This window comes from Arthrobacter sp. Leaf141 (genome assembly GCF_001424565.1).
Classification (GTDB): Bacteria; Actinomycetota; Actinomycetes; order Actinomycetales; family Micrococcaceae; genus Arthrobacter.
The window spans coordinates 887,995-914,953 of the sequence record NZ_LMOL01000005.1; the positions used below are offsets into that span (position 1 = coordinate 887,995).

Below are 26,959 nucleotides of genomic sequence, written 5' to 3' on the forward strand. Positions count from 1 at the left end.
CCTGTCCCTCCGCACCGAAGGTAACGCTCCAACCGTGACTGCTTCCGAGAAAACGCCGTTCTACATCACCACGGCCATCACCTATCCCAACGGTGTGCCGCACATCGGCCACGCCTACGAGTACATCGCCACGGATGCCATGGCGCGGTTCAAGCGGCTGGACGGCTTCGACGTGATGTTCCTGACAGGCACGGACGAGCACGGGATGAAGATCGCCCAGGCGGCCGAGAAGGAAGGCGTCACGCCCAAGGAACTGGTGGACCGGAACGCAGAGGTCTACAAGGCAGCGCACGCCGCCCTGGGCATCACGTATGACCGTTTCATCCGCACCACTGATGAGGACCACTACGCCGCGTCGCAGGCCATCTGGAAGAAGATGGAAGCAAACGGCGACATCTACCTCGACAAGTACGAGGGCTGGTACTCCGTCCGGGACGAGGCCTTCTACGGCGAGGATGAGACGGCCGTGAAGGACGACGGCGTCCGCTACTCGAAAGAGACAGACACCGAGGTGACGTGGACGGCTGAGGAGAGCTACTTCTTCAGGTTGTCCTCCTACCAGGACAGGCTCCTGGCCCTGTACGGCGAGCAGCCGGAATTCGGCGCCCCGCAGTCACGGTTCAACGAGGTCATCAGCTTCGTCAAGCGCGGCCTGGAGGACCTTTCCATCAGCCGCACCACGTTCGACTGGGGCGTCCCCGTCCCGGGCAACGACAAGCACGTGATGTACGTGTGGGTTGACGCCCTGACCAACTACCTCACCGGTGTGGGCTACCCGGACGTGGACTCGGAATCGTTCCGGAAGTTCTGGCCCGCGGATGTCCACGTGATCGGCAAGGACATCTCCCGCTTCCACGCCATCTACTGGCCGGCGTTCCTGATGAGCGCCGGGATCGAGCTGCCCAAACGCGTGATGATCCACGGTTTCCTGCACAACAACGGCGTCAAGATGTCCAAGTCCCTGGGCAACGTGGTGGCCCCGGCCGACTTCGTGGCCCAGTACGGCCTTGACCAGGTCCGGTTCTTTTTCCTCCGGGAAGTGCCGTTCGGCGCGGACGGCAGCTACAACCACGAGGCCATCGTGGGCCGGATGAACTCGGACCTGGCCAACAACTTCGGCAACCTGGCCCAGCGGTCGCTGTCCATGGTGGCCAAGAACTGCGAGGGCATGGTCCCCACGCCGGGAGACTTCACCGAGGCGGACAACGCCATCCTGGCGCAGGCCAACGGGTTGCTGGTGGCGGCCCGCGCAGCTTTTGACAAACAGGAGTTCAGCCGTGCGCTGGAAGCCATCTGGACTGTCCTGGGCGACACCAACGCGTACTTCGCCGACCAGGCGCCCTGGGTGCTGCGGAAGACCGACGTCGAGCGCATGAACACCGTGCTGTACGTGACACTGGAGGTGTTGCGGATTGTCTCGATCCTGGCCCAGCCGGTGATGCCCACCGCCACCGCTGCACTCCTGGACACCCTGGGCCAGCCCGACGGCGACGCCCGGCAGTTCACGGCCCTGGCCACACCGATCGTGGCCGGTACCGTCCTGCCCGCGCCGGCACCGGTCTTCCCGAAGTTCGAGGAACCCGCCGCCTGACCCAACTGACTCGCAGTTGTTGTCGTTCTGAGCCCTCAAAACGACAACAACTGCGAGTCAGTTGGGCGGGGGCTACGTCGTGGCCAGCCCCGCCACCGGGGAAAGCCGCGCCGCGCGCCGCGCCGGGACCACCGAGGCCAGCAGGCCGGCGATGACTGCCACAGCGAGCACTCCCAGCAGCTGCAGCCACGGAATCGCCGGCGACACATCGACCACGCCGCCAAGCGCGGACATGGCACCCAGCCAGCCGTAGGCAACCCCCAGGACCGTTCCCATGATGGCGGCGACGGCCGCCACCAGTACCGCTTCAAGGGCCAGCATGCCCCGCAGCTGGCCCTTGGTCAGGCCCAATGCCCGCAGCAGCGAGTTCTCCCGGGTCCGTTCCAGGACGGAGAGCGAGAGGGTGTTGGCCACGCCGATCAGGGCGATCAGCACGGCCACCCCCAACAGCGCCGTGACCACCAGGAGCAGGACATCGATCACCTGGTTGAAGGTCAGCCGTTCGATGGCCGCGCCGCTCACCGCGCTTGCGGGCACTGCCAGCGCCTCCGCCACCTGCTGCTGGACAGTCCGGACATCGTCCCCGGACAGCGTCCCGCCTGCCGGGTCAGCCAGCCGCAGCCACACGGCCTGGCCCACCGTGGGTGTCCCAAGCTGTTGGGCTGTCTCGGTGCTGACCAGCGGCGGCATGTTCCGGGTTTCCAGCACCACTGCGCTGAGATTGGCTGTACCGGCGGTGCCCGTGACGGTCACAGTGCCCGGCGTTGAGCCTTCCGGCAGGTAGATCTTTCCCGGTTCCAGGACCAGGCCGGCATCCCGGAGGATGGCCGCGGCCTGGCCTGCCGGCAGCGCCAGGATCTCGCTGGGATACCCGTCCAGGTCCGCCGAGCCCACTGCCGGCAGCGCCGCCGCGGACTCCACTCCGGGGAGGCCGCCCACAGCCGCCAGCTGCGTTTCGGTAAAACCGGCCGCCGCACCGGGGGGCTGGGTTGCAGCAGGCCCGCCGAAGGCACCGGCGCCAGGGGCGGTGACTGCCATGTCCACGGGATAGTTCTGCGCGAGGGCCTTGTCGAAGGCAATCCGGGACGTTGCGGCTCCCGTCATCATCATGGTCACCAGGGTGACGCCGATCAGGAGCGCGGCGGCCGTGACCGAGGTCCGGCCGGGATTGCGGACGGCGTTCAGCGCCGCAAGCTTTCCCGGGACGCCGGCCGCCGCCGCCAGCTTGCCCACCAGCGAAACCAGCGCGGGAATGAACAGAGAGGAACTCAGCAGCACACCAAGGAAGCTCAGCAGCCCGCCGCCGAACGCCGGAACCAGCTGGACCTCGAGGGCACCCCACACCAGCAGCGGAACGCCGGCCAGCAGGGCGGCGATACCCAGCACCAGGCGTACCCGGCCTTTGGTGTTGCGCAGCGAAGCGTCGTCCGCGGGGCGCAGCGCGGCCAGCGGGGCCACAGCCGTGGCGGCGCGCGCAGGAACCAGCGCCGCGGCCAGGGTCAGCAGGACTCCCACCACCAGGCCGGAAATGATGGCCGACGGCGGCACGGCCAGGGTGGCGAACGTCGAGTTGGGCTGGGAGCTGGCCCAGCCGATCAGGCCGGCCATCAGGCCGGTACCGGCGAGCACGCCCAGGAGCGAGGCGACCACGCCCACAACGAGGGCCTCCAGCAGCACGGAATTGCGGACCTGGCGCCGGCCGGCGCCCAGGCAGCGGAGCAGCGCCAGCTCCCTGGTGCGCTGTGCCACCAGGACCGCGAACGTGTTGGAGACCACCAGGGCGGCCACCACCAATGCCACGGCAGCAAAGATCAGCAAAACGACGGTGAGTTGGTCCTGGCCGCCGGTCATGGCGGCCACCTGGCTGGTCACTTCCTCCTGGGCGGTCCGGACGGTGGGGTCGGCTGCCCCGGCCGCTGACAGCACGCCGGCCAGCGATGCCTGCGCGGCGGCGGCGTCGGTGCCGGGCGCCAGGACCAGCTGCAGGCCCTCGGCGCCGGCCGGGCCGGCATCGGGTCCGCTGTTGGCAGTGAGGGTTCCCACGGTGGGTGAGAGGGCCACCAGTTGCGCGGTGGCACTGGCGAACGGGTCGTTGCTGGCGCGGAGGATCCCCGAGACGGTCAGGGACACGGTGGTGCGTTGGTCGCCGGTGGCCACTACCAGGGCCTGCCCGGCGCTCAGCCGGTAACGGTCCGCGGTGGTCCTGTCCACGGCCACCTGGTTGGCAGCAGCCGGGAGGGAACCGGATTCCAGGGAAGCCGGTTCCAGGGCTGCGGGGGCCAGGTTGCGGACCTTGCCGAAGATTTCCTGGCCGTTGACGCCGATGTAGGCGTACGCAGTCTGCTGGGCGTAGACGGCGCTGACGGCCGGATCCGCAGCCACGGCGTCAACCGCGGCCTGGCTGAACCCCGACGGGCCGGAGCCGTTGCCGGGACCGGGGGTGGCGATCAGATCGGCCTTGTTGTAGGACTCACCGAGGCTGGCGCCCAGCGAGGCCTGGGTGCTGGCGCCCACCATGAGCGTGGTGGCGAGGAAGGCGACGGCCAGCATGACCGCCAGCCCCACGGCGATGAAGCGCCTGCTGTGGGTCCGGAACTGCGAGAGGGCTACCTGCAGCACGGCTATGCCCCCAGCTTGCCGAGGGCTGCCAGGACGGAGTCGGCGGTGGGCTCGTGGATCTCGCCCACCAGGTTGCCGTCACTCATGAGGACCACGCGGTCCGCGTAGCTGGCCGCCACGGGATCATGGGTCACCATGATGATGGTCTGGCCCATCTCCTGGCTGCTGCGGCGCAGCAGGGCCAGGACCTCGCCGCCCGCCGTCGAATCCAGGTTGCCGGTGGGTTCATCGCCGAAAATCACGTCCGGGCGGGTCAGGAGGGCGCGGGCCACCGCCACCCGCTGCTGCTGGCCGCCCGAGAGTTCGTGCGGGCGGTGGCGCAGCCGGTCCTTGAGCCCCAGCGTGGCCACCACATAGTCGAACCATTCCTTGTCGGTTGCGGCGTTGGCCAGGGCCAGCGGAAGGGTGATGTTTTGTTCGGCCGTCAGCGTGGGCACCAGGTTGAAGGCCTGGAAGACGAAGCCGATCCGGTCCCGCCGGAGGGCGGTGAGCTGCTTGTCGTTGAGCGCCGTGATGTCCGTCCCGGCCACCAGGATCTGCCCGGCGTCAGCTGAGTCCAGGCCGGCCAGGCAGTGCATCAGGGTGGACTTACCGGAACCGGAGGGTCCCATGATGGCGGTAAAGCGGCCGGCCTCGAAGCTGACGCTGACATCCCGCAGGGCGCTGACGCGGGTGTCGCCGCGGCCGTAGGTCTTGGCCAGGGAGATGGCCTGGACGGCCGGGCCGGCGGCCGGGTTGCCGCTGGCGGGGGAGTGATGGTCATGCAGGGAAGTTGTCATGGTTCCACGCTATGGGCCGGCGCCGGATCCGGGATCGGCCGACGGGCTGGTCCTTTACGGCCGGTCCCTCATACCGTGGGCGGACGCCCGGCCCGGGCCTGTCCACCCACGTCGCTGCCAGGTGCCGTTGCCACGGATCGCTGCCAGGTGCCGCGCCGGACCGCGGCCTAGTTTCCGGGGACCACGATTCCCGTTTCGTACGCGATGACCACGGCCTGGACCCGGTCCCGGGCGCCCAGCTTGGCCAGGATGTGTCCCACATGGGTTTTGACGGTTGCCTCGGAGACAAACAGGCCCACAGCGATTTCAGGGTTGGACTGCCCCTGGGCGATCAGTTCAAAGACCTCCCGCTCGCGGGCGGTCAGCCGGGCCACCGCGGCGTCGTGTTCCGGCTGCGCCGGTGCCTGGGCGCGGAGCAGCGGGGCAACGTGTTCCAGGAGCCGCCGGGTGGTGGAGGGGGCAATCACCGCGTCGCCCCGGTGCACCGTTCGGATGGCTTCCAGCAGTTCCTCCGGCGGAGCGTCCTTGAGGAGGAAACCGCTGGCGCCGGCCTGGATGGCGGCCAGCGCGTATTCATCGAGGTCAAACGTGGTCAGCATGACGATCCGGATGTTGGCCCGCCGGGACCCGGCGGGTGCGGCCAGGGCGCGTTCCATCAGCTGGCGGGTGGCTTCGATGCCGTCCATGCCGGGCATCCGCACGTCCATCAGCACCACGTCCGCGGAGACCGCGGAGAGCGCCTGCAGCGCTTCGATGCCGTTGCCCGCTTCGGCCACCACTTCCAGGTCGGGCTGGGAGTTGATCAGCATGCCGAAGCCGGAGCGGACCAGCCGCTGGTCATCCACCAGGGCCACCTTGATGGTGCCGGCCGGCGGGGCTTCCAGGGGGTCGGTCATCGCTCAGGCTTCCGTGTAGGGCAGGAACGCGGAGACGTGGAAGCCTCCGCCGGCGGCCGGGCCGGCCGTCAACGAACCATCGTAAAGGCTGATCCGCTCCCGCATTCCCCGCAGGCCGTTGCCCGCGCCGTCGGTGGGATCGGCAGCGGCGCCCCGGCCGTCGTCGTGCACGTCCAGCTGCAGGCCCCGGGACTGCCAGCTGAGCAGCACCCTGGCGCCGGCCTGCGGCCCGGCGTGCTTGAGGACGTTGGTCAGCGCTTCCTGCAGCGCCCGGTAGGCGGTGAGTTCGGCCCCGGGCGGCAGGGTGCGCCGCGGAGTGCCGTCCTGGCCGGACTCCAGCCGCATCCCGGTGGCGCGGAAGCCGAGGAAAAGGTCATCGAGGTCCGCGAGTCCTGGCAGGGGCCGGGTGGAGGCGCCATCCTCCTGGCGCAGCACCCCCAGCAGCCGGCGCATCTCCGCGAGGGAGCCGCGGGCCGTGGCCGCAACGGTTGCCAGGGTTTCGGTGGCGATGGCCGGATCCGCGGCCGAAGCATACCGGGCACCGTCCGCCTGCGTGATGATCACCGACAGCGAATGGGCCACAATGTCGTGCATTTCCCGGGCGATGTGGGCCCGCTCATCAGCGGCAGCCAGTGACCGTTCCTGCTGTTGCTCGGTTTCCAGCCGCCGGGCCCGGTCCGAGAGGGTTTGGAGCTGCAGCCTGCGGACCCGGGTGAGGTCGCCCAGGGTCCAGCTGAAGAGGACCAGCATCCAGATCAGGACGGCATAGACGGCGCTGATGGTCAGGCCCAGCACCCCCGTTTCGGCGGTGCCGCTGAAGTTCCGGCTGGTCAGCATCACGCCGCCCACCAGCCCCAGGATCAGGACGGAGCGGCTGGCCCAGGCTGGCCCATAGGCTGCCACGGCATAGATGATGACGGGGACGGCCACGAGTCCGGCCAGCGGCTCCAGGCCCAGGGACCACTGGACCAGGCAGGCCAGGACAATCACCGATGCTGCGCGGACCGGATGGCTGCGCCGCCAGGCCAGCGGCACCACCATGGCCGTGGAAAGGATGAAGTGGTCCGGCCGGTCCGCCAGGAGGTACACCGGCCCGCAGAACAGGAGGATGCCGAGCATCAGCACGAGGTCCACCTTGAAGGTATTGTCCCGGAGCCAGTTGTACATGCTGTGCCGTCTGTCCACCATGGAACTCTATGCGCCCGCCGGACAGTGCCGCCTCATGCCCTGGGTGGATATCGCCGGGTGTTCGGATAATGAGACGGCTTGACCACCATATGGATGACTTGGCTACCCTGAAACCATGAGCGCATCCTCCATTGATCTGGCAGTTATTCCCGGCGACGGCATTGGCCCCGAGGTCATTGCCGAGGCCCTCAAAGTCCTGGAGAAGGCCGTTGCGGCCGAAGGTGTGGAGCTCAAGCAGACCGAATACAAGCTCGGTGCCGAGCACTGGCTGGCCACCGGGGAAACCCTCCCGGATGAGGTCCTGGCCGATCTCCGGACCCGGGACGCCATCCTGTTCGGCGCTGTGGGCGCGGCACCCGGTGACACCCGGATTCCGTCCGGGATCATCGAACGCGAGATGCTGCTGAAGCTGCGGTTCAGCCTGGACCACTACGTCAACCTGCGCCCGTCCCGCCTGTACGGGACCGTGGGCAGCCCGCTGGCCAACCCCGGAGTCATCGACTTCATCGTGGTCCGCGAAGGCACCGAGGGGCCGTATGTGGGCAACGGCGGCAGCCTGCGCACCGGAACCATCCATGAAGTGGCCACCGAGGTGTCCCTGAACACGGCGCACGGCGTGGAACGCGTGGTCCGGGACGCGTTCCGCCGGGCCAGCGAACGCGACCGCAAGCACCTCACCCTGGTCCACAAGCACAACGTGCTGGTCTTCGCCGGGCACCTCTGGAAGCGCACGGTGGAGGCCGTGGCGCAGGAATTCCCGGAGGTCACCCACGACTACCTGCACGTGGACGCCGCCACGATCTTTATGGTCACGGACCCGTCCCGCTTCGACGTCATTGTCACCGACAACCTCTTCGGCGACATTCTCACCGACCTTGCCGCGGCCATCACCGGCGGCATCGGCCTGGCCGCCTCCGGAAACATCAACATGGACCGGACGGCGCCTTCCATGTTCGAACCCGTCCACGGCTCGGCTCCGGACATCGCCGGCCAGGGCAAGGCCGACCCCACCGCCGCCATCCTCTCCGCAGCCCTCCTGCTGGACCACCTCGGCTTCACCGCGGCGGCCCGCAGGATCGAGGCGGCGGTGGTTGCCGACGTCGAACGCCGGGACGGTGCCGCGCGCTCCACCAGCGCCGTGGGCGACGCCATCGCTGCCGGGCTCTGAAGCCGCTCCGGAGCGTTCGTCTTCGGGCGTAAGCTTGATCCGAATCACCAAATGCCGCCCGACGTCCAGTGCTGAACAGAGGGCGGCCGATCGTGGAGGAACCATGACTCAGACTGCCCATGGCGTCGAATTCAGCCAGCAGCCCTCGGCCAACCCGAAGTCTGCGCAAGAGCGTGCTGCCATCCTGGCCAACCCGGGATTTGGCAACTACTTCACCGACCACACCGCCGTCGTCGACTACAGCGTGGACGAAAGCGGCAACGGCGGCTGGCACAGTGCACGGGTTGAGGCCTATGGGCCCATCAGCCTGGACCCGTCAGCGGCGGTGCTGCACTACGGCCAGGAGATTTTTGAGGGCCTCAAGGCCTACCGCCACGCGGACGGGTCCGTGTGGACGTTCCGGCCTGAAGCCAATGCCGCGCGGCTGAACAGCTCGGCCCGCCGGCTGGCCTTGCCCGAACTGCCCGCAGAATACTTCCTGGGTGCCATCCGGGAACTGGTGTCCGCGGACCGTGAGTGGGTTCCCGGCGGCGACGGCGAAGCCCTTTACCTGCGGCCGTTCATGATCGCCACAGAGGCATTCCTGGGCGTCCGGGCAGCCCGCGAAGTTTCTTTCCGGGTCATCGCGTCGCCGGCCGGCAACTACTTCGGCGGCGAATTGAAGCCCGTTTCCATCTGGATCTCCCGCGAATACGCCCGCGCAGGCCGCGGCGGCACCGGTGCAGCCAAGTGCGGCGGCAACTACGCCGCGTCGCTCATTGCCCAGCAGGAGGCGGAAGCCAACGGTTGCAAGCAGGTGCTGTTCCTGGACCAGGCCAACGACAATGCCGTTGAAGAACTCGGCGGCATGAACGTGTTCTTTGTGATGAAGGACGGCTCGCTGGTCACTCCCGCGCTCACCGGCACCATCCTCGAAGGCATCACCAGGATGTCCGTCATCCAGGTGGCCAAGGACATGGGCCGCGAGGTCAGCGAACGCAAGATCACCCTGGACGAATGGCGCGACGGCGTGGCCTCCGGCGAGATCGCCGAAGTGTTTGCGTGCGGAACAGCGGCCGTGATCACCCCTATCGGTGTGCTCCGCGACGCCACGGAATTCATCGGTTCCGAGGACGCCACAGCCGGTGAAACCACCATGGCCATCAGGACCCAGCTGCTGGGCATCCAGACCGGCGCCGTCCCGGACACGCACGGCTGGCTCACCCGCCTGGCGTAACCGGTTCACACAGCGCAGCAGCGCCCGTCGGGTCTTGGCCCGGCGGGCGCTGCTTCTGTTCCCGGGTGTTTTACACGCCCGACGGCGGCCCGTTAGCGCCGTGCGGCCTTGCGGGCTGCGTTCTTCAGGGCTTTGCGGGACACCGGCTTGAGTGCCTTCCGCGCGGCTTCCTCAGCCAGTGCATGGTCCCGGCGGGCGTCAATGACATCGTTCCAGAGGGCTGTGGCGAAAGCGCCGCCGTCCTGGGCATAGGCATCGTACGGGTAGGCGGCAAAAACGGCCGGTGTGGTGCCGCCGTTGGGAAGGTCCGTCCCGGCGGCCTGCGCTGCTGCGTCCCCTACGGCCCAGGTCCGGGTAAGGTGCGGGGTCAGGTTTTCCTGGACGAAGACGTTGGCGTCGGCCGATTCAGCAGCCCGCGCCAGCAGGGCTTCAAGGTCGGCGGCAAGCAGGGCGGCCGCAGCTTCCTCCAAGGGTGCGGAGGATGCCTTCAGCTCCGCTGCCGCGGCCTGCACCGCGTCGGTCCAGTCCGAGGTCTCACGGAACTTCTTCCAGGTGGGGAACCACACGATGCTCCCGGTGGCGTGGTTGTGGATGTGCTGGAGTCCGCTGTTCTTTTCGGTCGCTGCGTGGTCGTGGCCGGCCGCATCCGCTTCGGAGAGAATGCCTGCAAGGGTGGTGGTGCTGCTCATGGTGTCTTTTCCGGCTTCCTGGTTGACTGCAAGTGGTCTTCACCCGTGGTCAACGGCTGCCGCTCCCGGTTCTATTCCGGCGGCGACGACGGTCGGCATGCCCGGCCGGTGCAAGGATGGTGTGGTGACACACGCTTCCGGACCCGCCCCGCAGCGCACCTCCCCGCTGACACAGTCCATCCTGGCCCCGAACCCCGGGCCCATGTCCCTGGACGGAACCAACTCCTATCTGGTCCGGCGGCCGGGCTCTCCGGACGTGGTGGTGGTGGATCCCGGCCCGTCGGACGAAGGCCACCTGCAGGCCCTGGCCGGGCAAGGGCGGGTGGTGCTGATCCTGGTGACCCACCGGCACGCTGACCACACCGAGGGTTCGCGCCGCCTGCAGGAACTCACCGGCGCACCGGTGCGGGCCGCCCTCCCGGCACACTGCCACGGCGGGCCGCCGCTCCGGGACAATGAGGTGATCCTGGCCGCCGGTGTGGACATCACCGTCCTTGCCACGCCCGGCCATACCTCGGATTCGGTCTGCTTCCACCTGCCGGCGGACCAGGCCGGGACCGGTTCGGTGTTGACCGGCGACACCATCCTGGGCCGTGGCACCACCATGCTGGACTTCCCGGACGGCACGCTGGGGGATTACCTGGCCAGCCTGGACCGGCTCGCGGAGCTTGGTCCGGCGACGGTGCTGCCCGCGCATGGTCCGGTTCTGCCGTCGATGGCGGCGGCGGCCGCTGCCTACCGGGAGCACCGGCAGGGCAGGTTGGTGCAGGTCCGCGCCGCGCTGCAGCGGCTGGGCCAGGACGCCACCGCCGGTGCGGTGGCGGACGCTGTTTATGCCGACGTCGACCGTTCCGTCCGGCGGGCGGCGGAACTGTCCGTCGCTGCCCAGCTCCACTACCTCCGCGAAGGTGGCGGCGGACAGTAGCCGACGGAGTGGCGCGGCCGGGACGGTAGGCTAGGGACCATGCGTATTGCCAGGTTTGTTGTTGATTCCGATCCCCTCTACGGCGTTGTTGAAGGTGATGCCGGCAGTGAGGAAGTCACTGTCATCCAGGGTGACCCCTTCTTCAATGGGGTGGAGCGCACCGGCGTCCGCCACAAGCTGGAGGACGTCCGGCTGCTGGCCCCGATCATCCCGCGCAGCAAAGTCATCGGCGTTGGCCGGAACTATGTCGCCCACGCCGAGGAACTGGGCAACGAAGTGCCGGCACAGCCCCTGCTGTTCCTGAAGCCCAACACCGCCGTGGTGGGTCCCAACGATCCCGTGGTGCTGCCGGAATTCTCCGAGGAAATCTCGTTTGAAGCCGAACTCTGCGTGGTGATCGGCCGGATCTGCAAGGACGTCCCCGAGGAGCGGGTTGACGACGTGATCTTCGGCTACACCTGCGGCAACGACCTCACGGCCCGGGACGTGCAGAAAACCGACCTTCAGTGGGCCCGCGCCAAGGGCTTTGATACCTCTGCCCCGCTGGGGCCGTGGATCGAAACCGAACTGGACACCGAGGACCTGCAGATCCAGGGCCGCCTGAACGGTGAACTGCGCCAGGACGGCAACACCAGCCAGATGATCCGCGGCGTCCGCGAACTCGTCTCTGTGGTGTCCCGGGCGTTCACCCTCCTTCCCGGCGACGTGATCATGACCGGCACCCCCGCCGGTGTGGGTCTTGTCACGGCCGGGGACCGCTTCGAGGTGGAAATCGAAGGTATCGGCCGGCTGTCCAACCCGATCGTCCGCCGCTAAGTCCGGCCCGGGGGAGCGTTGCGCAGGGTACCCGCCGACGCCGGCCAGTGGGAGGCCACCCGCCGGCTGCTGACCGGCCCCCGCACCGTCCGGTCCTTCCTGACGTACGCCGTGGCGTGTGTGGGCACCTTCGCCATGGCCGGGCGCGCCGTGCACTGGCTGGGCGGCCCGGTCTGGCTGGTGCTGGTCTTCCTTGGCCTCGGCGTGCTGCTGGCCGGCTACTATCTGGTGCGCGTGCTGCGGCGCCGGTCCCGGCCGGGCGGCAGCCGGGGCTGAGACGCGGGGCCGGTTCGTAGCGGGGCTGGTGGCAGGCGGTAAAGTTGAAGCCACTATGACTACTGCTCCCGCGTCAAATGCTGCCTCCATCCCGTCCGTCACCGCGGATACGCCCGTCAGGGTCCGTTTCTGCCCGTCACCCACGGGTACCCCGCACGTGGGCCTCATCCGGACCGCCCTTTTCAACTGGGCGTACGCACGCCACACCAAGGGCACCATGGTGTTCCGGATCGAGGACACCGACTCCGCCCGGGACAGCGAGGAAAGCTACCACCAGCTTCTTGACGCGCTGAAGTGGCTCGGCATCGACTGGGACGAGGGCGTCGAGGTGGGCGGCCCGCACGAACCCTACCGCCAGTCCCAGCGCAGCGACATCTACCAGGACGTCATCGCCCGGCTGCGGGAGGGGGGCTTCATCTATGAATCCTTCTCCACCCCGGACGAGATCGAAGCCCGCCACCGCGCCGCGGGCCGGGACCCGAAGCTTGGCTACGACGGCTTTGACCGTTCCCTCACCGCGGAACAGGTGGCTGACTTCAAGTCCCAGGGCCGGGAGGCTGTGCTCCGTTTGCGGATGCCGGACGAGGACCTGACCTTCAACGACCTGGTCCGCGGCGAGATCACCTTCCGCGCAGGATCAGTGCCCGACTTCGCCGTGGTCCGTGCCAACGGCGCACCGCTCTACACCCTGGTCAACCCGGTGGACGACGCCCTGATGGGGATCACCCACGTCCTGCGGGGCGAGGACCTGCTCAGCTCCACACCCCGCCAGATCGCGCTGTACCGCGCGCTGTACGCGGTGGGTGTGGCCAAATACATGCCGGAGTTCGGCCACCTGCCGTACGTTATGGGCCAGGGCAACAAGAAGCTCTCCAAGCGCGATCCCGAGTCCAGCCTCTTCCTGCACCGCGAACGGGGCTTCATCCCCGAGGGCCTGCTGAACTACCTGTCCCTGCTGGGCTGGTCGCTGAGCGCGGACGAGGACATCTTTACGGTGGAGCAGCTGGTGGAGAACTTCGACATCCACGATGTTTTGGGCAACCCCGCCCGGTTCGACCTGAAAAAGGCCGAAGCCATCAACGGCACCCATGTCCGCCTGCTGCCGCCCGAGGTGTTCCGTGAACGGCTGGTTCCCTACCTCCGCACCGCCGGCCTGGTGGGGGAGATCCTCACGGATCGCGAGGAACAGATCCTGACGGAGGCCGCACCGCTGGTGCAGGAACGCATCACCCTCCTGGGCGAGGCGCCGGAGATGCTGGCCTTCCTGTTCAAGGCCGACGACGCCATCGACGTTGCGGACGATGCCCGCAAGGGGCTGCCCGAAAACCTGGCGGAGGTCCTTGCTGCCGCCATTGCCGCCCTCGAGCCGGTCCAGGACTGGACACCGGAGAGCATCCAGGCAGCCTTGAAGGAAGCCCTGGTCGAAGGCATGGGCATCAAGCCCCGCCTGGCGTTCGGCCCCGTCCGCACTGCTGTTTCCGGCCGCCGGATCTCCCCGCCCCTGTTTGAATCCATGGTAATCCTGGGCAAGGAATCCTCGCTCCGCCGGCTCCGGATGTTCGGCGGCTGATGCCGGGCACAGGCACCGGGCAGGGCCGGGCCCTGGCGACGCCGTTCGGGCGCGTCGCGGGCATCCTCTTTGACATCGACGACACCCTGGTGGATCTGGGGTACGCCATGACCACCGCGTTGCGCGAAGTCAGCGAGCACCTCCTGCCGGGCCTTGACCAGGCCGGCTGGGACCGCTTCGGCCGGATCTTTACCCACGAAAGCACCCACTACTACGATTCCTACCTCGCCGGGGAGCTGACGTTCAACGAACAGCGGCTGCTGCGGGGACGCGCGGCCCTGGGCCACTTCGGGGTGGACCTGGTGGATGAGGTCGAATCCCACCGCTGGCTGATGGCCTACGCCGATAAACAGCCGACCTACGTCAAACCGTTTCCGGATGTGCTGCCGCTCCTGGACGCTCTGGACGCCGCCGGGATTCCCTACGGTGCGGTCAGCAACAACGTCCACGACTACCAGCGGGCCAAGCTGGACAGCGCCGGGCTGTCCCGCGTTGGCACGCTGGTGGGCACAGACACGCTGGGCGTTGTGAAACCCGATCCTGCCATCTACCTCGAGGGTGTCCGGCTCCTCGGCACGGAGCCAGGCGGGACCCTCTACGTGGGCGACAACCTGCTCCTGGACGCGGAAGGCTCGACGGCGGCAGGCCTGCTGGGCGTTTGGCTCAACAGGACAGGGGAGCCCGGCGCGGGCTACAGCGGTCCCGTGGTCCAGTCCCTGTCCGAACTGGTTCCCTGACCGCTGGGTTCCTGCCATCAGGAAAGGTCCGTCAGTTGCGGCTGACGGACCTTTCCTGTCCGGGACCTTCCTGCCCTGAAGGCGGCCCAGGACACGGCAGCTCGCCGATTTGTGCGAGCCGCGAGACTCGGGTAGAGTAATTTCTCGTGCTGAGGCGCACGGAGCGGGGCGAAAGCCCGGAATTCCGGCCCCAAAGTATCATTGGGATATGGTGTAATTGGCAACACTACGGTTTCTGGTACCGTCATTCTAGGTTCGAGTCCTGGTATCCCAGCTCTGTTTGGAAGGCTGAAAAGCTGTTCACCCAGAACGTTTCATCCGGTCCGCCGATTTGAAACGGAAGCAAAGTGTATGAAATAATCACTGAGCTTGTCCGGCAGGAATGCGGGACGGAAGTACTTGGCCCCATCGTATAGCGGCCTAGTACGCTGCCCTCTCACGGCGGTAACGCGGGTTCGAATCCCGCTGGGGTCACACATGAAATGGTCCCGGGCATCCGCCCGGGACCATTTTTGCTTAACCAAACTGGCATGATGGTCCTGTGACCACCCGGAACGAGCCGCACACCACGGTCCCAGCGCAGGGACCGCACGATTCCGCCGCGGTGCAATTGCTTGAAGCCGTCCGCAGTGGCCTTGCCGCGGTGACCCTGCCACTCGAATTACCCGCCGCCGGCCAGGCCCGCCGGGATGCCGCCAATGCCGTCGCCCAGCTTGATGACTACATCCTTCCCCGCTACCGCAGCCTGGAGGCGCCGTTGCTGGCCGTCGTCGGCGGATCAACCGGCGCCGGCAAATCCACGCTGGTCAATGCCTTGGTGGGCCATCCCGTCACCCGCTCCGGTGCCATCCGGCCAACCACCCGCCAGCCCGTCCTTCTGCACCACCCCTCGGAAGGGCGCTGGTTTGACGGCCAACGGGTGCTGCCGGGCCTGGGCCGGATCAGGGGCCCGCTGGCGGACACCCCGGGGCCACCGGATCCGGGCAGCCCGGCTACCGCGCCCGCCCTGGAGCTCCTGGCTGACCCCGCGGTCCCCCAAGGGATCGCCCTCCTCGACGCCCCGGACGTGGACTCCATCGCCGACGGGAACCGTGCCCTGGCGGGCCAGCTGCTGGCGGCCGCCGATCTGTGGATCTTTGTCACTACGGCGAACCGGTACGCCGATGCCGTGCCTTGGCAGCTGCTCCTGAATGCAGCGTCGCGGGACATTATGGTGGCAGTGGTGCTGGACCGTGTTCCGCCCGGCGCCGAAGACGAAGTGAGCGCGGACCTGCGTTCCCTCCTGGACCGGGAAGGCCTCGGCGCCGCCCGGCTTTTTGTGATCCCCGAGACCAGCCCTGACGTCCTGGGCATGCTCCCCGCCGGGATGGTCGGGCCGTTGCGGACGTGGCTGGAAGAACTGGCTGCCGATGCCGCCGGCCGGGCCGGGGTTGCCCGGCGCACCCTGAACGGCGCAGTCCGGGCGCTGGCGGCCCGGATTTCCGTTGTCGCCCAGGCGTCGGACGAACAGCGGGACGCCGCGGCACGGCTGGCGGACGGTGCTGAGGCTGCCTACAGCAATGCCGCGGCCCGGATCCTCGAGGCGAGCAGGGACGGCGCGCTGCTTCGGGGCGAGGTGCTGGCCCGGTGGCAGGACTTTGTGGGCACCGGCGAGTTCTTCCGCACCCTGGAACAGAATGTGGGCCGCTTCCGGGACCGCATGGGTGCGTTTTTCCGGGGCGAACCGGAGCCCGCGGTCAGAGTGGAAGCTGCCATCGAAACCGGCCTGCTTGCTGTCATCACCGACCAGGCAGCGAAGGCCGCCGAGGAGGCAGACCAGTGGTGGCGCTCCGACCCTGCCGGCCGCCACCTCCTCGGGGCCGCGGACCTGTCCACCACCTCGCCCGGCTTCGGTGCCCGCGCTTCGGCCGAAATCCGGGCCTGGCAGGAAGCCCTGATGGAGCTCATCCGGACTGAGGGCCAGGGGAAGCGGACACAGGCGCGGTGGCTTTCCTTCGGCATCAATGGGCTCGGCGCCGCGTTGATGATTGTGGTTTTTTCCATGACCGCCGGGCTCACCGGACTTGAGGTGGGGGTAGCCGGCGGGACGGCCGTGGTGGGCCAGCGGCTGCTTGAAGCCGTGTTTGGTGAGGATGCCGTGCGCCGGATGGCGGAGAAGGCACGGGAGGACCTCGCCGCCCGCTGCGTGCGGCTCCTGGCGGACGAGCAGCAGACATTCCTCAGCCTGCTGCCCCAAACCGGGGACGCCGCCACGCAGGCCCTTGCTGCGCAGTCCCGGGACCTGCTCCGGCTCGCGGAGCAGGCGTGAGCCGCCATAGCGGGGCCAGGGAGTTCTCAAGCCTGGACCGCAGGCTGCAGGCGCTGCACGACGCCGTTGACGCGGCGGCCGGCGTCCTTCCCGAGCCGCCGCTGCAGGCAGTGCTGGAGGTCCTGGCGCGTGCCAGCTCACGCCGCTCGCTGTCCGCCGACCATACGGTGGTTGGTTTTTTCGGCGCCACGGGCAGCGGGAAATCCTCGCTGTTCAATGCCGTCAGTGGCGCAGCCATCGCGATGACGGCCGCCCGCCGTCCCACCACATCGGAACCACTGGCAGGCGTCTGGGGTGCGGACGGCAGCGGACCGATCCTCGACTGGCTCGATGTGGGCCAGCGGCACCGGGCAGATCCCGTGGAAGGCTTCGCGGACGAGTCCACCGGGCTGATCCTGCTGGACCTGCCCGACTTCGACTCGACCAGGGAAGCCAACCGCGCCGTTGTTCAACGGATGGTGGGCTTGGTGGATGTGCTGGTCTGGGTCCTGGACCCGCAGAAATACGCCGATGCAGCAGTGCACCAGGGCTTCCTCGCACCGCTGGCAGCCCACGGCGCCGTGACCCTGGTGGTGCTGAACCAGGTGGACCGATTGCCGTCGCCCGATGTGGCACCGGTCCTCGAATCACTCCGTGGCATCCTCTCCGGTGAAGGACTGGGCGCGGTGCGGGTGCTGGCTGCATCCGCGGTGACCGGACAAGGCGTTGACGCGGTGCGGACGGCCATCCGCACCGCTGCCGTGCAACGCAGGGCACAAGGACAGCGGCTGGCTGCGGATGTGGCCAGGGCGGCAGAGGAGCTGGCTGCTGTGTCCGGATCCGGCAGGGCCGCTGGAGTGCAGCCGGCGTCCAGGAAGCAGCTGGCGGCGGAACTGGCCGCCGCGGCGAACGTCCCGGTGGTGGTGCGCGCCGTGGCCCGCTCCTACCGGTTGGAGGCAACCCGCAGGACCGGCTGGCCCGTCACCCGTTGGCTGGCGAGGTTCCGGCCTGACCCGTTGCGCCGGCTCAACCTGCGCAGCAGCGCCCCTGCCGAAGTGAACCGGACGTCGCTGCCCCCGGCCGGAGCTCCGGAACAGGCACGCACTGACGCTGCGGTCCGCGCATTTGCTGATGCCGCCGGCGCGGGGGCTCCGGGTCCGTGGCGCGCGGCCATTCGGGCTGCGGCCCGGGAGGCACGCGACCGGTTGCCTGACGCGCTGGACCAAGCCATTGCGGGAACAGACCTCGCTGCCAACAAGAGGTCCTGGTGGTGGGGAGTGTTCAATGCGGTGCAATGGCTGGCACTGCTCACGGCCGCGGCGGGACTTGGCTGGTTGGCGGTCCTGGCCGGCCTGGGCTACCTGCAACTGCCCGTGCCGGAGGTTCCGCGGGTGGAAGGCTGGCCCGTCCCCACGGTGTTGATCGGGTTGGGTGTGGTCCTGGGGATTTTCCTGGCCCTCGCCGGGAGGTTCCTCGCGGCCGGCGCAGCAGCCGCGCGGGCGGCCACGGCCCGGCGCCGCCTCCATATGGCGGTGGCTGCCGTGGCCCAGGAGCAGGTGGTGGGCCCGGTGGAGCGGGCGGTGGATCGGTCCGCAGCCTTCGCTGCGGCCCTCAAGAAGGCCTCAGCCAGGTAGGGGAGCCAGAGCCGGCCGCGCGTTTACGGCCCGGGCGCAGGCTACTGCGCTGCGGCCTGTAACACCGCGACGGCGTCACGCACCTTGATGAGGGTGCGCAGGTTCCGGGTGGTGGTGGCCGATTTGAATTTTGGTTTGGCGGTGAGTTTGCTGAACGGGCTGTCCAGGGTCCCGCCCGCAGGAGCCAGCCACGCAACGGCCTCCGGGGCAAGGCGTTGCCGGCTGGATTCAGGCAGGTCTGCAGCTGCCGCCATCAGGTCGTCCAGTGCCGCCGGCTCCGACGACACGGTCACGTACGTGTGGGTGGACTTGTCGTGCTCGGGGTAAGGGCACGCGGCCACCAGCTGGGCAACCCTGCCGGCCGCCAGGACCACCACCCAGGCGTCATAGCCGAAGGCCTTCCGCAGGCATTCCTCGATGTCCTTTTTGACGTCCGCTGCGGCCGAGGTGCTGGAAAGCACCACGTTGCCGCTGGCCAGGAGCGTCCGCACGTCTGGATAGCCGCGCTCCACCAGGGCTTTGCGGAGGTCCGCCATCTTGATGTTGATCCCGCCTACATTGATGCCGCGGAGAAAAACTGCGTAGCTGCCCATGCCCGAAAGCCTAGCGGCCCGGCGCGCCCGCGGGGGAGGGCTCAGTCGTTGTTTTTGCGCAGTGCCTCGGTCAGCACCCGGGCTGCGTTGCAAACCACTTCGGCGTGCAACCTGCCGGGCTGACGCGTGAGCCGTTCGATCGGGCCCGAAATGGAGACGGCCGCGATGACCCGGCCGGACGGGCCGCGCACCGGTGCCGAGACGGAAGCGACCCCGGGCTCGCGCTCGCCGAGGCTCTGCCCCCAGCCCCGCCGGCGGACGCCCGCCAGGACCGTGGGCGTGAAACGGGCCGACTGAAGGCCTTCAAGGAGGCGGTCATGGTCCTCCCAGGCGAGCAGGACCTGCGCGGCTGAGCCGGCCTTCATGGACAGCTGGGTGCCCACGGGAATGGTGTCGCGCAGGCCGATGGGCCGTTCAGCGGACGCCACGCAGACGCGCCAGTCACCCTGGCGCCGGAAAATCTGCGCACTTTCGCCGGTGGCATCGCGCAACTGCATCAGGACGGGGCCGGCAGAGGCGATCAGGCGGTCTTCGCCGGCGGCGGAGGCGAGCTCCACGAGGCGGCTGCCCAGCACGAACCGGCCCTGGATGTCGCGGCTGACCAGCCGGTGGTGCACCAGGGCCAGGGCCAGGCGGTGAACCGTGGGACGGGCCAGTCCCGTGGCAGCCACAAGCTGCGCCAAGGTGGTCGGGCCGGCCTCGAGCGCGTCAAGTACATGGGCCGCTTTATCAATGACGCCGACTCCACTAGAATTGTCCATGTAATGATATTGCCGTCTCATTATCTGAGATGCAAATCTTTCGGCTGGCGGATTGCAGAGCCGTACTGATTCAGTTGAGCTATTCAGCCAAACAGCAGTGAAGGGAGATGGCCATGGCAAAGACATTGGCCGAGAAGGTCTGGGACGCACATGTGGTGCGTAAAGGGGACGGCGAAGGAGCCAACGCCCAGCCTGATCTTCTTTTCATCGACCTTCACCTGGTGCATGAGGTTACCTCGCCGCAGGCTTTTGAGGGCCTCCGGTTGGCGGGCCGGCCGCTGCGCCGTCCGGACCTGACGATCGCCACGGAGGACCATAACACCCCCACACTGGACATCGACAAGCCTATCGCGGACCTGACCAGCCGCACCCAGATCCAGACACTGCGCAACAACTGCGCGGAGTTCGGGGTCCGGCTGCACAGCCTGGGCGACGCCGAACAGGGCATTGTGCATGTGGTGGGCCCGCAGCTGGGCCTCACCCAGCCGGGCATGACCGTAGTGTGCGGCGACTCGCACACCTCCACCCATGGCGCCTTCGGTGCGCTGGCGATGGGCATCGGCACCTCCGAGGTGGAGCACGTGATGGCCACCCAGACGCTGTCCCTGAAGCCGTTCAAGACCATGGCCATCAACGTTGAAGGCACGCTGCGTCCCGGCGTCACGGCCAAGGACATTATCCTGGCCGTGATCGCCAAGATCGGGACCGGCGGCGGCCAGGGCTACGTCCTGGAGTACCGCGGCTCCGCCATCCGCGCGCTGTCCATGGACGCCCGGATGACCATCTGCAACATGTCCATCGAGGCCGGTGCCCGCGCAGGCATGGTCGCTCCGGACGAAACCACCTACGCCTACATGCAGGGCCGCCCGCACGCTCCCGAAGGAGCGGACTGGGACGCCGCCGTCGAATACTGGAACACGCTGCGCACCGACGACGATGCCACCTTCGACGTCAGCGTTGACCTTGACGCCGACACGCTGGAGCCGTTTGTTACGTGGGGCACCAACCCCGGCCAGGGCGTCTCGCTGTCCCAGTCCGTGCCGCGCCCGGAGGACTTCGGCGACGAAAACGCCAAGGCCGCCGCGGAACGCGCACTGCAGTACATGGGATTGACCGCCGGCACGCCGATGAAGGACATCCGGGTGGACACGGTCTTCCTGGGCTCCTGCACCAACTCCCGCATGGAGGACCTCCGTGCGGCCGCGGACATCGTCCGCGGCCGGGTCAAGGATCCGAACATCCGGATGCTGGTGGTACCCGGCTCGGCCCGGGTCCGGCTCGAAGCCGAAGCCGAGGGCCTGGATAAGGTCTTCACCGACTTCGGTGCCGAGTGGCGGTTCGCCGGCTGCTCGATGTGCCTGGGCATGAACCCGGACCAGCTCGAGGTGGGGGAGCGCTGCGCTTCCACCTCCAACCGCAACTTCGAAGGCCGGCAGGGCAAGGGTGGGCGCACCCACCTCGTCTCCCCGGTGGTCGCTGCAGCCACCGCAGTCCGCGGCACGCTCAGCTCCCCCTCGGACCTTGAGCCGGCCCCCGAATCCGCCGCCATCCAGATCGACGCAGCCTAGGACACGCCATGGAAAAGTTCACCAAGCACACCGGCACCGGCGTCCCGCTGCGCCAGAGCAACGTTGACACGGACCAGATCATCCCCGCGGTGTACCTCAAACGCATCACCCGTACCGGGTTCGAGGACGCCCTGTTCTCCGCCTGGCGCAAGGACCCCGCCTTCATCCTGAACCAGGAGCCCTACAACACCGGCTCGGTGCTGGTGGCCGGCCCTGATTTCGGCACCGGGTCCTCCCGCGAGCACGCCGTCTGGGCCCTGAAGGACTACGGCTTCAAAGCCGTCCTGTCATCCCGTTTCGCGGACATCTTCCGCGGCAACTCCGGCAAGCAGGGCCTCCTGGCCGCCGAGGTTGCCCAGGATGACATCGAGCTGATCTGGAAAGAACTGGAGAACGCCCCCGGAACCCAGGTCACGGTTGATCTCGAGTCGAAGACCGTGGTGTGCGGCAACATCGTGGCGCCCTTCGAAATCGACGACTACACCCGCTGGCGCCTACTGGAGGGCCTGGACGACATTGGCCTGACCCTCCAGCACGAGGAAGACATCACCGCTTACGAAGCCACCCGGCCGGTCTTCAAGCCGAAAACCCTTCCGGCGCGGCTGTCACAGTAGCTCCCGCCTCACAGCGGGGTGGCTCCCGTCCTGCAGTCCAGGACGGGTGCCACCCCTTTTTTGTTGCCGTGGTGTTTACCGCCACGCCCTGCTTTCGGCCCCGCTTATTTCGGTTCGGTAAAGCCACCTCCTATGCTTGGTGGGAGCCTTTGCAAGGACTTGGGGGCGAGTGATCGTAAGGAAACCGGTAAATGAGTAGTGTTCTGACAATCCGCGGCGGCGTCCCGCTTACAGGCCGCGTCACCGTCCGGGGGGCCAAGAACCTGGTCCCCAAAGCGATGGTGGCTGCGCTGCTGGGAAACGAACCCTCCGTATTGCGGAACGTACCGGAGATCAAGGACGTGGAGGTGGTGACCTCCCTCCTGCAGCTGCACGGCGTCACGGTCGCGAAGGACCCGGTGACGGGCGACCTGACCCTGGACCCCAAAGCTGCCAAGACAGCTTCCAGCACCGCCATTGACGCCCACGCCGGCGACTCCAGGATTCCCATCCTGCTCTGCGGGCCCCTGATCCATGCGATCGGCGAGGCCTTCATTCCCGACCTGGGCGGCTGCAAGATCGGCGACCGGCCCATCGACTACCACCTGGACGTCCTGCGCCAGTTCGGTGCCGTCGTGGAGAAGCGACCCGGCGGCATCCACATCTCCGCCCCCAAGGGCCTGCACGGCGCCAAGATCTCCCTGCCGTACCCCTCCGTCGGCGCCACGGAGCAGGTGCTGCTCAGCGCAACCCGGGCGGAGGGCATCACGGAGCTTTCCGGTGCGGCCACCGAGCCGGAAATCATCGACCTCATAGCGGTGCTGCAGAAAATGGGCGCCATCATCAGCGTCCAGACAGACCGCACCATCCGCATCGAGGGCGTCCGTGACCTTGGCGGCTACAACCACCGCGCACTCTCGGACCGCAACGAATCGGCGTCGTGGGCTTCCGCGGCGCTGGTCACCCGCGGCGACATTTTTGTGGAAGGCGCATCGCAGCGGGACATGATGACCTTCCTGAACACCTACCGCAAGGTGGGTGGCGGAATGGACATCGGCGAGGACGGCATCCGTTTCTACCACCGGGGCGGAAAACTGAACCCGCTGGTCCTGGAAACCGACGTGCACCCCGGCTTCATGACCGACTGGCAGCAGCCGCTGGTGGTGGCCCTGACCCAGGCCGAAGGCGTCTCGATTGTGCATGAGACCGTTTACGAAAACCGCTTCGGCTTCACCGATGCGCTGATCCGCATGGGTGCCAGCATCCAGGTGCACCGCGAATGCCTGGGCAGCGTGCCCTGCCGCTTCGGCCAGCGGAACTTCCTGCACTCCGCCGTGATTTCCGGACCCACCCAGCTCACAGGAACAGATATCGACGTTCCGGACCTCCGTGGCGGTTTCAGCCACCTGATCGCGGCGCTGGCGGCCACCGGCACCTCGCGTGTCACCGGCATCGACATCATCAACCGCGGCTACGAGCGTTTCACCGAAAAGCTCGCCGGCCTGGGCGCCGACTTCGACATCACCACCACCAAGTAGCGGGGCCACCGTGAAGGAACCGGCCCTCAGCAGAGCCACATTCATTTTCATCGCCGGCGTGGTCCGTCCCCTCCTGAACGTCATGATGGCCAAAAAATGGGAAGGGACGGAGAAGCTGCCGGCGGGCGGCTTCATCGCCGCGCCCAACCACTGCACGGAAATTGATCCGCTGGTGGTGGGGCATATGCTCTATAACCGGAAGCGGGCGCCGCACTTCCTCGCGAAGGCCGGGCTCTTCAAGGTCCCGGCGCTGGGCTGGCTGCTGCATTCCACCAAACAGATTCCCGTGGAACGCTCGACGGCGGGCGCGAACCGCTCGCTGCAGGTCGCCCAGGAAGTTGTCGCCGAGGGCGGGGCCATTGTTATCTACCCCGAAGGCACCCTGACCCGCGACCCCGACCTGTGGCCGATGAAGGGCCACACCGGGGCCGCCCGGCTCGCCCTCGAGGGCGGCATCCCCGTGGTGCCCATTGCCCACTGGGGCGCCCACGAAGTTTTCCCCCGCTACGGCAAACGCTTCCACCTCTTTCCCCGGAAACATTCGCGGGTCCTGGTGGGCGACCCCGTCGACCTGAGTGCCTTCGAAGGACGGCCGCTGGACAAAGCCACCCTCTCCGGCGCCACCGAGGCGATCATGGACGCCATCACGGAGCTGCTCGCCACCCTCCGGGACGAAGAGCCTCCGGCGGAGCGCTGGGATCCGGCCAAGCAGCAGCAGGTCCGGCACGGCAGGTTCAAGGACCGGGGCCAGGATCCGTCCGGCGCAGGAACGGAAAATCCGTGACCCCTGAACGTGTGATGGCCGGCTCTGCCCGCTCCGTAGCGGTCCTGGGTGCCGGCTCCTGGGGGACAACCTTCGCCAAGATCCTCGCTGATGCCGCTGCGGCGTCCGGGGAAGAGCGGAGCATCCGCATCTGGGGACGGCGCCCCGAAGTGGTGGACCAGATCAACTCCCGGTCCCGGAACCCGCAGTACCTCAAGGACGTCGAATTGCCCGCGACCATCACGGCATCCGTTGACGTCCGGGAGGTCCTCCGGGACGCGGACCTTGTGGTCCTCGCCGTCCCGGCGCAGTCGCTGCGGCCCCAGCTGCGGGAGTGGGCGGGCATGATCGGGCCCGGTGCAGTGGTGGTCTCCCTCATGAAAGGCCTCGAACTCGGCACCGACGCCCGGATGAGCGAGGTCATCGGCGCTGAACTCGGCCTGCCACCCGAACGCATCGCCGTGGTATCCGGCCCCAACCTGGCGATGGAAATTGCCAGGGAGGAGCCAACAGCGTCGGTGGTGGCCTGCACCGACGCCGCTGTGGCCGGCTGGATCGCACGGACCTGTACGGCGCCGTATTTCCGGCCCTACACCACGGCTGACGTGGTGGGGGTGGAGATCGGCGGGATCGTCAAGAACGTGATCGCCCTGGCCGTGGGGATCTGCGAAGGAAAGCAGATGGGCGACAACACCAAGGCGTCCGTCATCACCCGCGGACTGGCGGAAACGTCCCGCCTTGCCTTGGCGCTGGGCGGCGATGCGCAGACCATGGCCGGATTGGCAGGCCTGGGTGACCTCGTTGCCACCTGCTCATCCCCGCTCTCCCGGAACCACACCGCCGGCCGGCTGTTGGGCGAGGGTCTGACCCTTGACGAGGTGGGCCGGAAAATGACCCAGACCGCAGAAGGCATCAAATCCGGCCAGGCGGTGCACGAATTGGCCGCCAAACTGAACGTTGACATGCCCATCACGGCCGCCGTGGTGGCTGTCCTGGCGGGCAGGCTGTCCGTAGACCAACTGGGACCGGTGCTGCTGTCCCGGGAACTCAAACCTGAAGGCGATTACTGACATGTCCCACGACAAACTGACAGCAGGGGAAACGGCGGGCCGGGCCAAACCCCGGGTTGCTGTCCTCTTCGGCGGCCGGTCCAGTGAGCACGCGGTGAGTTGCGTCACCGCGGCAGGCGTTTTGGGCGCCATCAACAAGGATAAATACGAGGTCATCCCCATCGGGATCGCCAAGTCCGGGCAGTGGGTCCTGGCGTCCACGGATACCGCGCAGTGGTCCCTGGCCGACGAGTCCCTGCCTGAAGTCGCTGCGTCGCTGGAGACGGTGACCCTCGCTGAAATCGGCGGCGAACACCAGCTGATCGTTGCCTCACCCAACGAGGTGCCCCGGGAACTGGGAACAGTGGACGTGGTCTTCCCGCTGCTGCACGGACCCTTCGGGGAGGACGGCACCATCCAGGGCATGCTGGAACTCTCGGACACCCGCTACGTGGGCGCCGGTGTCCTGGCCTCCGCCGTGGGCATGGACAAGCACTACATGAAGGTGGTCTTCGAAGCCGCCGGGCTCCAGGTGGGCCCCTACATCGCCGTCACCGACCGGCAGTGGCTGACCGATCCCGAAGCCGTGCGCAAGCAGGTGGACCGCCTTGGTTTCCCCGTTTTCGTCAAACCGGCACGCGCCGGGTCTTCCATGGGGATCTCCAAAGTCGATTCACTGGCGGACCTGGATGCCGCCGTCGACGAAGCCCGCCGGCATGACCTCAAGCTCGTCATAGAGGCCGGGATTGTTGGCCGGGAGATCGAGTGCGCCGTGCTGGAAGGACGGGGAACTGACGCGCCGCGGACGTCCATGCCCGGCGAGATTTCCGTGGCCGGCGGAACGCACGAGTTCTACGACTTCAACGCCAAATATGTGGAGGATGACGCGGCCGCGCTGAGCTGTCCCGCGGAGATCCCCGCCGAGGCGATTGCCCGGGTCCGGGAACTCGCCGCAGCGGCGTTCGACTCGGTGGGCGCCGAGGGCCTGAGCCGGGTGGACTTCTTCTACACCGGCCAGGGCGAGCTGATCATCAACGAAATCAACACCATGCCCGGTTTTACGCCAAAAAGCATGTACCCGCAGATGTGGGCCGCGTCCGGGCTGGACTACGCCGACCTGATCGATGAATTGATCCACCTGGCCCTGAACCGGAAAACGGGCCTCCGCTAACCGCCCCCGGGGCCTACTGGCTCTTTGGCAAATTCTGCAGTTCCTCCTGGCCCACGCAATTGCGCTGGGCCGGGACCTTGCCGGCGGCGGTGGAAAGATCCGCCAGTACGGTAGCGGAACTGATTTTGTCCGGATCCATCAGGATCTCCGTGGCCGGTTCGCGGCCATACGTGGTGAGGGTCCAGACCGGGTCACCTTCCCGGATCACCCAGTCGATGCCGTTCACAGTGACGCAGCGGTCAGTGGTGGGGCCGGGCACGTTGACCCCGCAGCGGAGGATCACCTGTGACGGATCGCCCCAGGCCGCGGTGGCCTGGCTGTTCGTCTGGCGCAGCCGGGAATCGCCGATCGCATCCGGAAGCGCGACCATCATCGGTGCGCAGGCCGGATTTGCGGCGTCACCGGCGGCTGCGACGTCGACGGCCGGGGCACAGGCTGCCAGGGGGAGCGCCGCCATGGCGCACAGAAAGGCTGTCGCGGTGCGGGGAAACGGGATTCGGCGGGGGGCAGGCATTGATTAAGCCTAGCCGGG

24 protein-coding genes and 2 tRNA genes are annotated in these 26,959 nt (G+C 67.8%); 18 read left to right on the top strand and 8 right to left on the bottom strand.

Annotated features, from left to right (window positions below; translation table 11 throughout):
* Nucleotides 1–34: 34 nt before the first annotated feature.
* A complete protein-coding gene (gene metG, locus ASF72_RS06605; protein WP_056597327.1) occupies nt 35–1,591 on the top strand; it encodes a methionine--tRNA ligase in 1,557 nt (518 codons plus the stop codon).
* A gap of 72 nt (nt 1,592–1,663) precedes the next feature.
* Here the strand turns inward: metG and ASF72_RS06610 are convergent, their stop codons facing one another.
* From ASF72_RS06610 to ASF72_RS06625, 4 genes are all read right to left on the bottom strand, one after another.
* Nucleotides 1,664–4,210, bottom strand: a complete 2,547-nt coding sequence (locus tag ASF72_RS06610; protein ID WP_056597328.1) for an ABC transporter permease — start codon at nt 4,208–4,210, stop codon at nt 1,664–1,666.
* 2 nt (nt 4,211–4,212) lie between these two features.
* On the bottom strand, nt 4,213–4,989 hold the full coding sequence (locus tag ASF72_RS06615; protein ID WP_050687269.1) for an ABC transporter ATP-binding protein: 777 nt from the start codon (nt 4,987–4,989) through the stop codon (nt 4,213–4,215).
* Between the two features lie 167 nt (nt 4,990–5,156).
* Nucleotides 5,157–5,885 carry a response regulator gene (locus ASF72_RS06620; RefSeq protein ID WP_197273608.1) on the bottom strand — a complete coding sequence of 243 codons (729 nt, stop codon included), beginning with the start codon at nt 5,883–5,885 and terminating at the stop codon, nt 5,157–5,159.
* A gap of 3 nt (nt 5,886–5,888) precedes the next feature.
* Complete coding sequence (locus tag ASF72_RS06625; RefSeq protein WP_056597497.1) at nt 5,889–7,070, bottom strand: sensor histidine kinase; 1,182 nt, start codon at nt 7,068–7,070, stop codon at nt 5,889–5,891.
* A gap of 118 nt (nt 7,071–7,188) precedes the next feature.
* On the opposite strand from ASF72_RS06625, the gene ASF72_RS06630 reads away from it, so the two are divergent.
* Together ASF72_RS06630 and ASF72_RS06635 are read left to right on the top strand one after the other, a co-directional pair.
* Complete coding sequence (locus ASF72_RS06630) at nt 7,189–8,241, top strand: 3-isopropylmalate dehydrogenase (protein WP_050687267.1); 1,053 nt, start codon at nt 7,189–7,191, stop codon at nt 8,239–8,241.
* A gap of 103 nt (nt 8,242–8,344) precedes the next feature.
* Entirely contained in the window at nt 8,345–9,457 is a 1,113-nt protein-coding gene (locus ASF72_RS06635) for a branched-chain amino acid aminotransferase (RefSeq protein WP_056597330.1), read from the top strand.
* A 92-nt stretch (nt 9,458–9,549) separates the two neighbouring features.
* On the opposite strand, the gene ASF72_RS06640 is transcribed toward ASF72_RS06635, so the two are convergent.
* Complete coding sequence (locus ASF72_RS06640) at nt 9,550–10,146, bottom strand: hypothetical protein (protein WP_056597332.1); 597 nt, start codon at nt 10,144–10,146, stop codon at nt 9,550–9,552.
* A 124-nt stretch (nt 10,147–10,270) separates the two neighbouring features.
* Here ASF72_RS06640 and ASF72_RS06645 point away from each other — a divergent pair, with 124 nt between their 5' ends.
* The 9 genes from ASF72_RS06645 to ASF72_RS06685 all read left to right on the top strand — a co-directional run bounded on the left by ASF72_RS06645 (nt 10,271) and on the right by ASF72_RS06685 (nt 18,391).
* Nucleotides 10,271–11,071: an MBL fold metallo-hydrolase gene (locus tag ASF72_RS06645; RefSeq protein WP_442854153.1), complete on the top strand. Its 801-nt coding sequence runs from the start codon at nt 10,271–10,273 to the stop codon at nt 11,069–11,071.
* Nucleotides 11,072–11,110: 39 nt separating this feature from the next.
* Nucleotides 11,111–11,887, top strand: a complete 777-nt coding sequence (locus ASF72_RS06650; protein WP_050687260.1) for a fumarylacetoacetate hydrolase family protein — start codon at nt 11,111–11,113, stop codon at nt 11,885–11,887.
* 18 nt (nt 11,888–11,905) lie between these two features.
* Nucleotides 11,906–12,163 (top strand): hypothetical protein, encoded by a 258-nt coding sequence (locus ASF72_RS06655; protein WP_050687258.1) that lies wholly within the window; start codon nt 11,906–11,908, stop codon nt 12,161–12,163.
* 55 nt (nt 12,164–12,218) lie between these two features.
* Entirely contained in the window at nt 12,219–13,733 is a 1,515-nt protein-coding gene (gene gltX / locus ASF72_RS06660; protein WP_050687256.1) for a glutamate--tRNA ligase, read from the top strand.
* Nucleotides 13,733–14,470 (top strand): HAD family hydrolase, encoded by a 738-nt coding sequence (locus tag ASF72_RS06665; protein ID WP_056597335.1) that lies wholly within the window; start codon nt 13,733–13,735, stop codon nt 14,468–14,470. The genes gltX and ASF72_RS06665 overlap by 1 nt, the downstream gene beginning before the upstream one ends.
* A 202-nt stretch (nt 14,471–14,672) precedes the next feature.
* Nucleotides 14,673–14,744: transfer RNA gene (locus ASF72_RS06670), tRNA-Gln, on the top strand.
* A gap of 127 nt (nt 14,745–14,871) precedes the next feature.
* Nucleotides 14,872–14,944: transfer RNA gene (locus tag ASF72_RS06675), tRNA-Glu, on the top strand.
* Nucleotides 14,945–15,011: 67 nt separating this feature from the next.
* Entirely contained in the window at nt 15,012–16,778 is a 1,767-nt protein-coding gene (locus tag ASF72_RS06680) for a dynamin family protein (RefSeq protein WP_056597337.1), read from the top strand.
* Nucleotides 16,775–18,391, top strand: a complete 1,617-nt coding sequence (locus tag ASF72_RS06685; protein WP_056597339.1) for a GTPase — start codon at nt 16,775–16,777, stop codon at nt 18,389–18,391. Before ASF72_RS06680 ends, ASF72_RS06685 begins: the two co-directional genes overlap by 4 nt.
* Before the next feature lie 41 nt (nt 18,392–18,432).
* Here the strand turns inward: ASF72_RS06685 and ASF72_RS06690 are convergent, their stop codons facing one another.
* The gene (locus tag ASF72_RS06690; protein ID WP_056597341.1) at nt 18,433–18,984 is read right to left on the bottom strand and encodes a DUF1697 domain-containing protein; all 552 of its coding nucleotides are present in this window, start codon (nt 18,982–18,984) and stop codon (nt 18,433–18,435) included.
* Nucleotides 18,985–19,025: 41 nt separating this feature from the next.
* Nucleotides 19,026–19,745, bottom strand: coding sequence for an IclR family transcriptional regulator (locus ASF72_RS06695; RefSeq protein WP_050687245.1), 720 nt, complete (start codon nt 19,743–19,745; stop codon nt 19,026–19,028).
* A 113-nt stretch (nt 19,746–19,858) separates the two neighbouring features.
* On the opposite strand from ASF72_RS06695, the gene leuC reads away from it, so the two are divergent.
* From leuC to ASF72_RS06725, 6 genes are all read left to right on the top strand, one after another.
* Nucleotides 19,859–21,313, top strand: coding sequence for a 3-isopropylmalate dehydratase large subunit (leuC, locus tag ASF72_RS06700; protein WP_056597499.1), 1,455 nt, complete (start codon nt 19,859–19,861; stop codon nt 21,311–21,313).
* An 8-nt stretch (nt 21,314–21,321) separates the two neighbouring features.
* Nucleotides 21,322–21,927 carry a 3-isopropylmalate dehydratase small subunit gene (leuD, locus tag ASF72_RS06705; protein WP_050687244.1) on the top strand — a complete coding sequence of 202 codons (606 nt, stop codon included), beginning with the start codon at nt 21,322–21,324 and terminating at the stop codon, nt 21,925–21,927.
* Between the two features lie 191 nt (nt 21,928–22,118).
* On the top strand, nt 22,119–23,444 hold the full coding sequence (gene murA / locus ASF72_RS06710; RefSeq protein ID WP_050687242.1) for a UDP-N-acetylglucosamine 1-carboxyvinyltransferase: 1,326 nt from the start codon (nt 22,119–22,121) through the stop codon (nt 23,442–23,444).
* 10 nt (nt 23,445–23,454) lie between these two features.
* On the top strand, nt 23,455–24,228 hold the full coding sequence (locus tag ASF72_RS06715; RefSeq protein WP_056597343.1) for a lysophospholipid acyltransferase family protein: 774 nt from the start codon (nt 23,455–23,457) through the stop codon (nt 24,226–24,228).
* Nucleotides 24,229–24,242: 14 nt separating this feature from the next.
* Nucleotides 24,243–25,277 (top strand): NAD(P)H-dependent glycerol-3-phosphate dehydrogenase, encoded by a 1,035-nt coding sequence (locus tag ASF72_RS06720; RefSeq protein ID WP_056597501.1) that lies wholly within the window; start codon nt 24,243–24,245, stop codon nt 25,275–25,277.
* Between the two features lies 1 nt (nt 25,278).
* A complete protein-coding gene (locus tag ASF72_RS06725; RefSeq protein WP_056597345.1) occupies nt 25,279–26,427 on the top strand; it encodes a D-alanine--D-alanine ligase family protein in 1,149 nt (382 codons plus the stop codon).
* Between the two features lie 13 nt (nt 26,428–26,440).
* Here the strand turns inward: ASF72_RS06725 and ASF72_RS06730 are convergent, their stop codons facing one another.
* On the bottom strand, nt 26,441–26,941 hold the full coding sequence (locus ASF72_RS06730; protein WP_050687237.1) for a DUF3515 domain-containing protein: 501 nt from the start codon (nt 26,939–26,941) through the stop codon (nt 26,441–26,443).
* Between the last annotated feature and the right edge of the window lie 18 nt (nt 26,942–26,959).

What these genes read in the sequence shown, in the direction of transcription:
- ASF72_RS06615 (WP_050687269.1), bottom strand. Translation starts at nt 4,989, where the DNA reads ATGACAACTTCCCTGCATGACCATCACTCCCCCGCCAGCGGCAACCCG.
- ASF72_RS06620 (WP_197273608.1), bottom strand. Translation starts at nt 5,885, where the DNA reads ATGACCGACCCCCTGGAAGCCCCGCCGGCCGGCACCATCAAGGTGGCC.
- ASF72_RS06630 (WP_050687267.1), top strand. Translation starts at nt 7,189, where the DNA reads ATGAGCGCATCCTCCATTGATCTGGCAGTTATTCCCGGCGACGGCATT.
- ASF72_RS06635 (WP_056597330.1), top strand. Translation starts at nt 8,345, where the DNA reads ATGACTCAGACTGCCCATGGCGTCGAATTCAGCCAGCAGCCCTCGGCC.
- ASF72_RS06640 (WP_056597332.1), bottom strand. Translation starts at nt 10,146, where the DNA reads ATGAGCAGCACCACCACCCTTGCAGGCATTCTCTCCGAAGCGGATGCG.
- ASF72_RS06650 (WP_050687260.1), top strand. Translation starts at nt 11,111, where the DNA reads ATGCGTATTGCCAGGTTTGTTGTTGATTCCGATCCCCTCTACGGCGTT.
- gltX (WP_050687256.1), top strand. Translation starts at nt 12,219, where the DNA reads ATGACTACTGCTCCCGCGTCAAATGCTGCCTCCATCCCGTCCGTCACC.
- ASF72_RS06665 (WP_056597335.1), top strand. Translation starts at nt 13,733, where the DNA reads ATGCCGGGCACAGGCACCGGGCAGGGCCGGGCCCTGGCGACGCCGTTC.
- ASF72_RS06690 (WP_056597341.1), bottom strand. Translation starts at nt 18,984, where the DNA reads ATGGGCAGCTACGCAGTTTTTCTCCGCGGCATCAATGTAGGCGGGATC.
- ASF72_RS06695 (WP_050687245.1), bottom strand. Translation starts at nt 19,745, where the DNA reads ATGGACAATTCTAGTGGAGTCGGCGTCATTGATAAAGCGGCCCATGTA.
- leuC (WP_056597499.1), top strand. Translation starts at nt 19,859, where the DNA reads ATGGCAAAGACATTGGCCGAGAAGGTCTGGGACGCACATGTGGTGCGT.
- leuD (WP_050687244.1), top strand. Translation starts at nt 21,322, where the DNA reads ATGGAAAAGTTCACCAAGCACACCGGCACCGGCGTCCCGCTGCGCCAG.
- murA (WP_050687242.1), top strand. Translation starts at nt 22,119, where the DNA reads ATGAGTAGTGTTCTGACAATCCGCGGCGGCGTCCCGCTTACAGGCCGC.
- ASF72_RS06720 (WP_056597501.1), top strand. Translation starts at nt 24,243, where the DNA reads ATGGCCGGCTCTGCCCGCTCCGTAGCGGTCCTGGGTGCCGGCTCCTGG.
- ASF72_RS06725 (WP_056597345.1), top strand. Translation starts at nt 25,279, where the DNA reads ATGTCCCACGACAAACTGACAGCAGGGGAAACGGCGGGCCGGGCCAAA.
- ASF72_RS06730 (WP_050687237.1), bottom strand. Translation starts at nt 26,941, where the DNA reads ATGCCTGCCCCCCGCCGAATCCCGTTTCCCCGCACCGCGACAGCCTTT.